This is a genomic window from Mycobacterium sp. WUMAC-067 (assembly GCF_020217485.1).
In the GTDB taxonomy this organism is placed as follows: Bacteria; Actinomycetota; Actinomycetes; order Mycobacteriales; family Mycobacteriaceae; genus Mycobacterium.
Window position 1 is genome coordinate 95015 of record NZ_JAEKMI010000019.1, and the last position, 10004, is coordinate 105018.

The following is a 10004-nucleotide window of genomic DNA, read 5'->3' on the forward strand; positions in this document are numbered from 1 at the left end:
GCTACACCGTGAGATTGAAGTTCGGGTCGACGCCGTAGAGCGCCAACTGCGCGAGCAGGACCACGACCACCACCGAGACCAGTGAGAATCGCATCGAACGGCCAACGGCCTGGCCGACGCCCACCGGGCCGCCGCTGGCGGTATAGCCGTAGTAGCAGTGGGTGATCATCACGACCACCGCGATGATGACGACCTCGACAACCGACCAGCCCACGTCTTCGGGTCGCAGGAACGTGCGGAAGTAATGCTCGTAGGTACCGTTCGACTGGCCGTAGAACACCGTCGTGACGATCTGGCCCGAGGTGAACGCCATGTCGAGGGCAAGAGCGTACAGCGGCGTGATGACCGCCAGCCCGCCCAGGATCCGGGTGGAGACCAGAAACGAAATCGATTTGATGCCCATGACTTCCAGCGCGTCGATCTCCTCGCTGATCCGCATGGCGCCCAGCTGCGCGGTGGCGCCGGCGCCGACCGTCGCGGCCAGCGTGACACCGGCGACGATCGGCGCGGCGACGCGCGTATTGGCCAGTGCGGCAAAGAACCCGGTGAACGCCTCGACCCCGATGTTGCCCAGCGACGCGAAGCCCTGGATGGCGATCAGCGAGCCGCCGGACAGCGTCACGAACCCGATGATCGCGACCGTGCCGCCGACGACGGCCATCGCACCGGTGCCCATGCCGATCTCGGCGATGAGCCGCAGCGTCTCGCGCCGGTACCGGCGCAACGCCCAGCCGATCTGCCCGACGCTGATCCGGGCGAACCTGGCGAAAACCCCGATCCGCCAAAGCCTTCGGGCCGCGCCGCCGCCAAAGCGGTCGAGGCCGGCGGCCGTCCGCGGGTAGCGGGCGCGCAGCACGACCGTCGCGGCCATCAGCGCCCGGTCCCGAACCGCACGCCGATCGTGGTCAGCACCACGTTGACCGCGAACAACGCGATCACGCACAACACCAGCGTCTCGTTGACGGCGGTGCCGACACCTTTGGGGCCGCCCTTCGTGGTCAGGCCGCGGTAACAGCCGACCAGGCCGGCGATTGTTCCGAACGTGGCCGATTTGACCACCGAAATGATCACCTCGGGCAAGCCGGTGACCAAGGTGAGGGTGCCGACGTAGGCCCCGGCCGAGATGTGCTGGATGAAAACGCCGAACACGAATCCGCCGACCAGGCCGATGGTGATCACCGCGCCGTTGAGCAACGTCGCCACGATGGTCGCGGCGACAACGCGGGGCACCACCAGCCGGTGGATCGGGTCGATGCCGAGCACCTCCATCGCGTCGATCTCCTCGCGGATGGTGCGCGCGCCCAGGTCCGCACAGATCGCGGTGGATCCAGCGCCCGCGATCACGAGCACGGTGGTCAGCGGTCCCAGCTGCGTGACCGCGCCCAGTGCCGCCCCGGCGCCCGAGATGTCGGCGGCACCGAACTCCGCCAGCAGGATGTTGAGCGTGAAGATGATCAGCACCGTCAGCGGGATCGCGACCGCCAGGGTCGGCAGCAACGAGACGCTGGTGATGAACCAGCCCTGCTCGATCGTCTCCCGCCACTGGAAGGGCCGACGAAACAGCGCCTTGCCGGCCAGCACGCAGGTCCGGAAGAAGCCGCCGACCGCGTCGACGCCGGGCTGAATCTGACCGCGCAGATAGGTGGTGATCACGGTGTGGGTGCTCACCGCGGCTCCCCCCGGCGGTCGAGTGCGGCCGTCATCGTGGCATTGGCGAGCTCGAGGACGTCGTGGGCGGCCTTCCGCGCCGCGGCGGCATCGCCGCCGCAGATGGCGCCGGCCAGTTTCCGGTACGCGTCCGCACGGTTGACCTCGGGGGTCATCGCGGTCGCCAGGGCGGCCAGCGCGCGCTCATAGGCGGCACGAAAGGCGTTGTACATCAACCGGAATACGATCGAACCGGAGCTGTCGACCAGATGATCCCAGAACGCGAGCGTGTCGAGTTGCCACTCGACCAGGTCCGCGCGGACCTCGAGGCCCGCCAGCGAATCCTCGAGCAGCGCGACCAGTTCGGGCCCGTGTTGTTCGGCTGCCAGCTCGGCGACCTTCGGTCCGATACGCAGCCGGGCCTCGAGAATGCTGCGGAAGACGACCGGGTCGAGTTCGCCGTTGCGAAACAGCAACTGGGGCAGCAGATCAAGGCCGGCGTGCCGCCGGAAATCGCGCACGGTGGTGACGCCGCCCTGGCGCACCTCGACCAGGCTGGCCGCCGAGAGCCGCTTGAGCGCCTCGCGGACGGCGGGCCGGGACACGCCGAAAACCTCCGCCAGCCGGCGCTCGCTGGGCAACGCAGCGCCCGGCCGCATCTCGCCGCTGAGCACATCGGTTGCGATCTGGTCGAAAACCGCTTCAGGCACCGATCTGCGAATTACCGGCTGCAGCGCCATGCGGCCAGTGTGGCGGGCCGAAAGCCAGTCAGGTGGTCAGACCACCGGCGTGTCGCGAATCTTGCAGATCTTTCCGAGGGCGGCTAACGCGTCGTCCGCTGCGCGGCCACAAACAGATTGCCCGGCACGTAGTCCCGAATTTCGGCGGGCGCCGCGCGCCCATAGCCGGCCATCAACTCGTCGGACGGCGTCACCGTCACATCCCAGCCGTGCCGGGCGAACCACTCGCCGACGTCCTCGCGCTCCTCGAAGTACCACAGCTCGTCGGTCCTGGGCACCTGCCGGTCCGGATCGACCTCGGCCATCAGCGCTTGGATCCGGTCCATCCGCTCCCGGCGCCGCGCGCGAAGCTGCGGGTCGAGGAACTTGGGACCGAGCGCCTCCACGGCGACCCGGCTGCCGGGGGCGGTGAGTCCCTGAACGCGGTCGAACAGCAGCTCCTGCGCGGCCGCCGGCAGATACGGCATCAGCCCCTCGGCCGACCACACGCTGGGCGCGGTGGCGTCAAAACCGGCCTGCCGCAACGCCTCCGGCCAATCCTGGCGCAGATCCACCGCGACGGGGACGCGCCGGCAGGCGGGCTGTGCGCCATGCTCGGCCAGCGTCGCCGCCTTGAAGTCCAGCACCCGGGGCTGGTCGAGCTCGTAGACCGTCGTCCCCACCGGCCAGGCCAACCGCCACGACCGCGCGTCCAGGCCGGCGGCCAGGATCACCGCCTGCCGGATGCCGGCGCCGGTCGCTTGAGTCGCATCGAGGAAGAAGTTGTCGAAAAACGCCGTGCGCGAGGCCATGTAGCCGACCATCGCCTGCATCTGCAGCGGCAGACTCGGTTCGGCTTCGACGACCGCGTCAGGTAGTTGCCCCGCCGAATGCCAGTTCCACACGCCGTCGCCGGCGGCATCGAGGAAAACCTGGGCGAACGGATCGCTGATCAACGGGTTCTCTCCGCGGGTCTCGGCGGCGCGGGCCGCGGCCACACCGAGCGCGGTCGCCCCCACGCTCTCGGTGATCTCCCAGCTGTCGTTGTCGGTCCTGGCCACGCGCACGTCCTTCCCACTTCGCTAGCACGGCTACCTACCCGACCCTACGCGCGGCGGATGAGTGGGAGCTGTCCCCGAGTCCGGTATTCGGTTACCTTGTCGGCGAGCCCATCGGCAGGGCGAATCCGAAGGATCGTTGATACATGCGAGTTGACGGGCGCGACATCCCCGTTTCCGGCAGCCTGCTGCAGCCACTGACCCGGCGGACCAACGACATCCTGCGGCTGGCCCTGGCCGCGCTCTTTCTGGCGCTGGTGATCACGGGTTCGGTGATCACCCGCCCGCAGTGGATCGCGCTGGAGAAATCCATCTCGCAGATCGTCGGTGTCTTGTCGCCCACCCAATCCGATGTGGTGTACCTGGTGTACGGGCTGGCGATCGTGGCGCTGCCGTTCATGATCCTCATCGGCCTGATCGTCGCCGGGCAGTGGAAACTGCTGGGTGCCTACGCGACCGCGGGGCTGAGCGCGATCGTGCTGTTGTCGATCAGCGGGACCGGCCTGGCGGCGCCCCGATGGCATTTCGACGTCCACGACCGGCTGACCACGCTGCCGGCGCAGTTGCTCGACGACCCCCGCTGGATCGGGATGCTGGCGGCGGTGCTGACGGTGTCGGGCCCCTGGCTGCCGGCGCGCTGGCGGCACTGGTGGTGGGCCCTGCTGCTGGCCTTCGTGCCCATCCACCTCGTGATCAGCGCGGTCGTTCCGGCGCGGTCGCTGGTCGGCCTGGCGGTCGGGTGGGTGGTCGGCGCGCTGGTGGTGCTGGTCGTGGGCACCCCCGCGCTCGAGGTGCCGCTGGACACCGCGGTGCGCGCGATGGCCAAAGCCGGCTTCGTCGTCTCGCGGCTCACCGTGGTGCGGCCGGCCGGGCGCGGCCCGCTCATCCTTTCGGCCGACGGCGACGATTCCGGCCGCACGGCGCTGATCGAGCTGTACGGCCCGCACCAACGCAGCGGCGGCGCGCTGCGCCAGCTCTGGGGAAAGCTGAAGCTGCGCGACACCGAGACCGCACCGCTGGTGACGTCCATGCGCCGCGCGGTGGAGCATCGCGCGTTGATGGCGATCGCCGTCGGTGACGCCGGCGTGGCCAACACCGCGACGGTCGCCCTCGCCCCCTTGGACCGGGGATGGATGCTGCACTCGCACAAGCCTGCTCGCGGCACGCCGATCGACCGCTGCGCGACGGCGACGCCCGTTCGACGGCTGTGGGAATCGCTGCGGATCCTCAACGACCGTCAGATCGCCCACGGCGACCTGCGCAGCCAGCACATCACGGTCGACGACGGCGCGGTGTTGTTCGGCAGCTTCGGCAGCGCCGAGTACGGCGCGACCGATGCCCAGCTTCAGTCGGATATCGCGCAGCTGCTGGTGACCACGTCGGCGCTGTATGAGCCGAAGTCCGCGGTGCGCGCCGCGATCGACGTGTTCGGCGCGGACACCATTTTGTCGGCGTCCCGCCGGCTCACCAAAGTCGCTGTGCCGAGGTTCATTCGGCGCTCGGTGCCGGACGCCGGCACCCTCATCTCGGAGGCGCGCGCGGAGGTGAAGCGCCAAACCGGCGCCGATCAGATCAAGCCGCAAACCATCACGCGGTTCACCCGCAGCCAGATGATCCAGCTGGTGCTCTTCGGTGCGCTGGTCTATGTCGCGTATCCCTTCATCAGCACGGCACCGACGTTCTTCTCCGAGCTGAAGACGGCGAACTGGTCGTGGGCGCTGCTGGGTTTGCTGGTGTCGGCGCTCACCTACGTCGGCGCGGCCGCCGCGCTGTGGGCCTGCGCGGACGGCATGGTGAACTTCTGGACGCTGTCAATCGCGCAGGTGGCCAACACTTTTGCCGCGACCACCACGCCCGCCGGGGTCGGCGGCTTGGCGCTGTCGACGCGGTTCCTGCAGAAGAGCGGCCTGTCGGCGATGCGGGCGACCGCGGCGGTGGCGCTACAGCAGTCGGTGCAGGTGATCGCGCATCTCGCGCTGCTGGTCGTGTTCAGCGCCGCCGCGGGCGCCTCGATGAATCTGCGGCATTTCGTGCCGAGCGCGACCCTGCTGTATCTGATCGCGGGTGTGGCGCTGGGCATCATCGGCACCTTCTTGTTCGTGCCCACGCTGCGCAAATGGCTGTCCACCGAGGTGCGCCCGAAGCTGAACGAGGTGGTCGGCGACCTGGTGAAGCTCGCCCGCGAGCCGCGGCGGCTGGCCCTGATCCTGCTGGGGTGCGCGGGCACCACCCTCGGCGCGGCGCTCGCGCTGTGGGCCAGCATCGAAGCTTTCGGCGGGGGCACGACATTCGTGGCCGTCACCGTGGTCACGATGGTCGGTGGGACGCTGGCCTCGGCCGCCCCGACCCCCGGCGGCGTCGGCGCCGTCGAGGCGGCGCTGATCGGTGGCCTGGCCGCCTTCGGTGTGCCGGCGGCCATCGGTGTGCCGTCGGTGCTGCTGTATCGCGTGCTGACCTGTTGGCTACCGGTGTTCGTCGGGTGGCCGGTGATGCGGTGGTTGACCAATAACGAGATGATCTGAGAGATCCCGCTTCAGGAGTTGCCGGATCCGGCCTGCGTTACCACGAAAACCGTTGATCTGCGCGCGTTTTGGCCGACCGTGGTGGTCAGATACACCAGGTGGTAGTCCTCGGGCACCGACTGCGCCACCGTGATCGGGACGGACACCGCGGCCGATCCCCCGTCGCGGAATCGGCCGGGCGTGGGCGCCACGGTGATCCCGGCATCGGACGACGTGCCGGAGACCGTGTAGCCGTCAGGGACGTCGGGGCCGTCGATCATCCGTTGCGCGTCGAGGGTGACCGTGCCGGTGTGCCCGGGCGCGATCGTCACGACGGGTTGGGCGACGTTGACGGTCAACGCCGAACTGCCCGCCCCGAACGACGGCGGCGCGTCCGCTTCGGCTGTGCCCCAACGCTTGTCGGGGTAGGCGGCGAGTGAGAACGCCAGCGTGGCGCCGGTCGTGATGGCCGACTCCGGCAGTGACGTGTGCTCGGTGGGCTGTCCGTCGATCTTCAGGCCGCTGATGTAGGTGAGGTGGTGCGGCCCCGACGCACCGGGGGCGGAGATCCGGAGGAATTTGTTTGCCGGCAGCGCGATGTCGATTCGATCGAACAGCGGTGCGCCCACGGTGAGGATCGGCGTGCCCGGGGTGGCCGGGTACAGGCCCAGCGCCGCCCACACGTACCAGGCGGCCAGCGCGCCCAGGTCGTCGTTGCCGGGTTCCCCGTCGGCGGTCGGCGCGAAGAGCCCACGCACCCGATCGACCGTGCGCTGGGTCTTCCACGGTTGACCGATGTAGTTGTACAGCCATGGCACACCGAAACTCGGCTCGTTGCCCGCCCACAGGTAGGGCTGGTTGGGGCCGACGTTGAGCTTCTCGGTGAAGCGATCGAGCCGGTCCGCCACGGCCGCGCGGCCGCCCAGCGCGGTCACCAGGCCCGCGACGTTGTGCGGCACCGACCAGACGTACTGCTCGGCGTTGCCCTCGTCGTAGCCGACCTGGCCGAAGTTGTCCGGGGACACCACGACCGCGGGGCCGGGGCGGAAGAACCCGCTCCAGCTGCGGGGCACCATCGACCGGGTGGTGGGATTGAACAGGTTCTGCCAATACTGCGAGCGATTCTGGAAATCGGCGGCGGTCGCGGCGTCCCCGAGTGAGTCCGCGAATCGGGAGATGGTGAAGTCGTCGATCGACCACTCCAGCGTGATCGAGGCGTCGGCGATCCAGCCGTTGCGGCCGAATTCCAGGGTGAACGGCGCGTAACCGAACCGCAGGTAGGTCTCGATGCCGGGCCGCTCCACGTAACCGGCCAGCCCCACCCCGCCATTGGTCGCCCCGTCCACCATGTAGCGCAAGGCCGCGCGCACGTCGAAGTCCTTGGCGCCGAACGTGTTCAGGTTGACGATGAACGGCACCACGCTGTCCCCGGTCATCTCGCCGGTCGCGGCATTGGCGAACGCCCAGCGCGGCAGCGAGCCGCTCTGCTGTGCGTCGTTCACCAGCGATTGCGCCATGTCGCTGGCCCGGTCCGGAAACAGCAACGCCTGCAACGCCGCCAGGCACCGGTAGGTGTCCCAGTCGGAGAAGTTGGCGTACTGCGTGTGGCCCGCGGCCACGGTGCGGATGGCGCCGTCGAACCCGACGTAGCGCCCGTCGGCGTCGTTGAACATGTTGGGGTGCAACAGGGATCGATACAGGGCGGTGTAGAAGGTCGTCAGATCGTCGCCGTTGCGGCCAGCCACCGTAATGCGGGACAGGGCGGCGTTCCATTCCCGCGAGGCCGCGGCGCGCACCTCGTCGAAGCCGGCCGCAACCTCGGCCGCCAGGTTCGCCCGCGCCCCCTCGATGCCGACATAGGAGATCGCGGTCCGCACCTCGAGCACCGAGCCGGCCGGGAACTCCACGTAGCCGCCGCTGTAGGGCGCGTTCGCGCTGCGGGACCCGGCATAGACCGTGGCGCCGTCCCAGGACCCGTACGCGGTGAAGGGCCGGCTGAACTTCATGGCGAAATACACCGTGTAGGCGTTCGGCTTGTCGCAGAACCCACCGCTGGTGGCCCACCCGGTGATGGTGGTGTTGTCCTCGCCGATCTGGATGGTCGCGCGGGAGTTGCCCGCCAGCGACGAGCCCGAGCGCACCTGCAGCAGGGCGGGGCGGCCGTTGCGCGGGTAGCTGAATCGCCCGACGCCCGTGTGCGCGGTGGCGGTCAGCTCGGCTTTCACCCCGCTCTCGGGGAACCGCACCGTGTAGTAGCCGGGCACGCCCTGCTCGGTGTCGTCGTGGGCGATCGTCTCCCAGGCGTTCCAGGGCTGCGGGCCGACGCCACCGGTGACCGGAAGCATCGAGATGTCCCCGAACGCAGCGCATCCCACCGACGCGTGGGTCATGCTGAATCCGGTCGAGCGCGGGTTGTCGTAGTTGTAGCCGGCGTAGTTGCCGACGGTGTCCGGCGAGTACTGCACCATCCCGAACGGCACGGTGGCGCCGGGGAAGTTGTTGATCTCGCCGACCGTCTCGCCGCCCGTGCCGGTGCCGATGAGCGTCGCGACGTGATCGACCGGATTCGCCACGAAGACGGGCGGACCGTCATACCCCTTCGGCGGGGCCGCCGCGATGAAGGTCATGAAGACGGCCGACGCCGCGATGACCGCAATCAGCGCCCTTCGTGACCACATAGAAGTCTCTTACTCCGATGACGACCGTTCAGCGGTGCATTGCAGTGGCGTTTCCGCCATGAATTGACTGACGAGCGGCCGGCGCGGCACGGGCAGCAAAATGTCTAAAAGATACCGGCAAACTTGCGGCACATTTCGGCTACTGTCATCCAGCGTGGCTGGCGCTGCTATCGGCCCAATTCTCGGGAAAGCCTGGATAAATGAAACACTTGCTTCTAGCAACCATCTCCTTGGCGCTGAGTTTTGCGCTTGTCGGTTGCGGCCACGACCACAAATCTGCTGACAAAACGACTACGTCCACGGCGGCGTCGACATCCACTTCCTCGGGGACCCCGTCGCAGACCAGCGCGGCGCCGGCGGCGAAAGCCAACTACACGATCGCCGACTACGTCAAGGACAACAACATCTCGCAGACGCCCGTCCACCACGGCGATCCCGGTCCGAACGTCGACCTGCCGGTGCCCCCGGGCTGGCAACTCACCCAAGACTCCGGCACCTCGTATGGCGGCATCGTGCAAAGCCAGCCCGCCAATCCCTCCGATCCGCCCACCATCGCGACACTGTTCTCCAAGCTCACCGGCAACGTCGACCCGGCGAAGGTCCTCCAATACGCCCCGGGCGAGGTGCAGAATCTGCCCGGATACCAAGGCCAGGGTGGTGCTGGTTCCGCGTCCACGCTCGGCGGTTTCCAGGCCTGGCAGCTCGGCGGTACCTACCAAGAGGACGCCAACACCCGCGTCAGGGCGCAGAAAACGGTGGTGATCCCCGCCCAGGGGGCGGTCTATGTGCTCCTGCTCAAAGCCGATGGCCTTCAGAGCGATCAAGCCTCGTTGATCGACGCCGCCATGGTCATCGACGAAAAGACCACCATCACCGGCTGAGAAGTAGGCGGCGGCCCCGCGGGGCTCTACGGTAAACGCATGGCAGAGCAGTCATATGCGGTCGATGCCGGGCATCCACCGTCGGCGCTATTGCGTCTGATTAACCCGGTGATGGGGTTTTTGCTGCGCAGCCCCTTCGCCGGCGCGGCGCGCAAGCAATTCATGGTGCTGAGTTTCACCGGGCGCAAGACGGGACGTCCGTATTCAATTCCGTTGAGCGCGCACCTGATTGACGGCCAGCTTTACGCGCTGACCAGCGCGCCGTGGAAGCAGAACTTCCGCGACGGCGGCCCCGCCCACGTGGTGTACGACGGTGAGACGACCGCGATGCGCGGCGAGCTCATCCGCGACCGGGCCGTCGTTTCCGATCTCTTGGTGCGCGCCGCCGAGTCGTATGGCGTGGCGCGCGCGCAGCGCGTGATCGGATTGAAGTTCCGCGATCACCGCATGCCGACCCGCGACGAGTTCGCCGAGGCGGTCGACCGGCTCCACCTGGGGGCGGTCCGGCTGAGCGCGGCCG

General features: G+C 68.5%; 8 protein-coding genes. 3 read left to right on the forward strand and 5 right to left on the reverse strand.

The annotated features are described in order from the left end of the window. Position 1: 1 nt before the first annotated feature. From JF781_RS15550 to JF781_RS15565, 4 genes are all read right to left on the reverse strand, one after another. The gene (locus tag JF781_RS15550) at positions 2-871 is read right to left on the reverse strand and encodes an ABC transporter permease (RefSeq protein ID WP_225328351.1); all 870 of its coding nucleotides are present in this window, start codon (positions 869-871) and stop codon (positions 2-4) included. Continuing rightward, positions 871-1668 carry an ABC transporter permease gene (locus JF781_RS15555; protein WP_225328352.1) on the reverse strand — a complete coding sequence of 266 codons (798 nt, stop codon included), beginning with the start codon at positions 1666-1668 and terminating at the stop codon, positions 871-873. The genes JF781_RS15550 and JF781_RS15555 overlap by 1 nt, the downstream gene beginning before the upstream one ends. After that, positions 1665-2387, reverse strand: a complete 723-nt coding sequence (locus JF781_RS15560; RefSeq protein ID WP_225328353.1) for a FadR/GntR family transcriptional regulator — start codon at positions 2385-2387, stop codon at positions 1665-1667. The genes JF781_RS15555 and JF781_RS15560 overlap by 4 nt, the downstream gene beginning before the upstream one ends. Positions 2388-2470: 83 nt before the next feature. After that, positions 2471-3427 carry a class I SAM-dependent methyltransferase gene (locus JF781_RS15565; protein ID WP_225328354.1) on the reverse strand — a complete coding sequence of 319 codons (957 nt, stop codon included), beginning with the start codon at positions 3425-3427 and terminating at the stop codon, positions 2471-2473. Between the two features lie 143 nt (positions 3428-3570). Here JF781_RS15565 and JF781_RS15570 point away from each other — a divergent pair, with 143 nt between their 5' ends. Next, positions 3571-5946, forward strand: a complete 2376-nt coding sequence (locus JF781_RS15570) for a lysylphosphatidylglycerol synthase transmembrane domain-containing protein (RefSeq protein WP_225328355.1) — start codon at positions 3571-3573, stop codon at positions 5944-5946. Between the two features lie 11 nt (positions 5947-5957). Here JF781_RS15570 and JF781_RS15575 read toward each other — a convergent pair whose 3' ends face one another. Further along, positions 5958-8603, reverse strand: coding sequence for a GH92 family glycosyl hydrolase (locus tag JF781_RS15575; protein WP_225328356.1), 2646 nt, complete (start codon positions 8601-8603; stop codon positions 5958-5960). A 200-nt stretch (positions 8604-8803) separates the two neighbouring features. Between JF781_RS15575 and JF781_RS15580 the strand changes: the two genes are divergently transcribed. Both JF781_RS15580 and JF781_RS15585 read left to right on the forward strand, forming a co-directional pair. Next, positions 8804-9484: an LpqN/LpqT family lipoprotein gene (locus tag JF781_RS15580; protein ID WP_225328357.1), complete on the forward strand. Its 681-nt coding sequence runs from the start codon at positions 8804-8806 to the stop codon at positions 9482-9484. 39 nt (positions 9485-9523) lie between these two features. Next, positions 9524-10004: hypothetical protein (locus tag JF781_RS15585; protein WP_225328358.1), on the forward strand; the 481-nt coding region annotated here is incomplete at its 3' end.

Coding starts and splice junctions, on each gene's coding strand:
- JF781_RS15550 (WP_225328351.1), bottom strand. CDS start 871: ATGGCCGCGACGGTCGTGCTGCGCGCCCGCTACCCGCGGACGGCCGCC.
- JF781_RS15560 (WP_225328353.1), bottom strand. CDS start 2,387: ATGGCGCTGCAGCCGGTAATTCGCAGATCGGTGCCTGAAGCGGTTTTC.
- JF781_RS15570 (WP_225328355.1), top strand. CDS start 3,571: ATGCGAGTTGACGGGCGCGACATCCCCGTTTCCGGCAGCCTGCTGCAG.
- JF781_RS15575 (WP_225328356.1), bottom strand. CDS start 8,603: ATGTGGTCACGAAGGGCGCTGATTGCGGTCATCGCGGCGTCGGCCGTC.
- JF781_RS15580 (WP_225328357.1), top strand. CDS start 8,804: ATGAAACACTTGCTTCTAGCAACCATCTCCTTGGCGCTGAGTTTTGCG.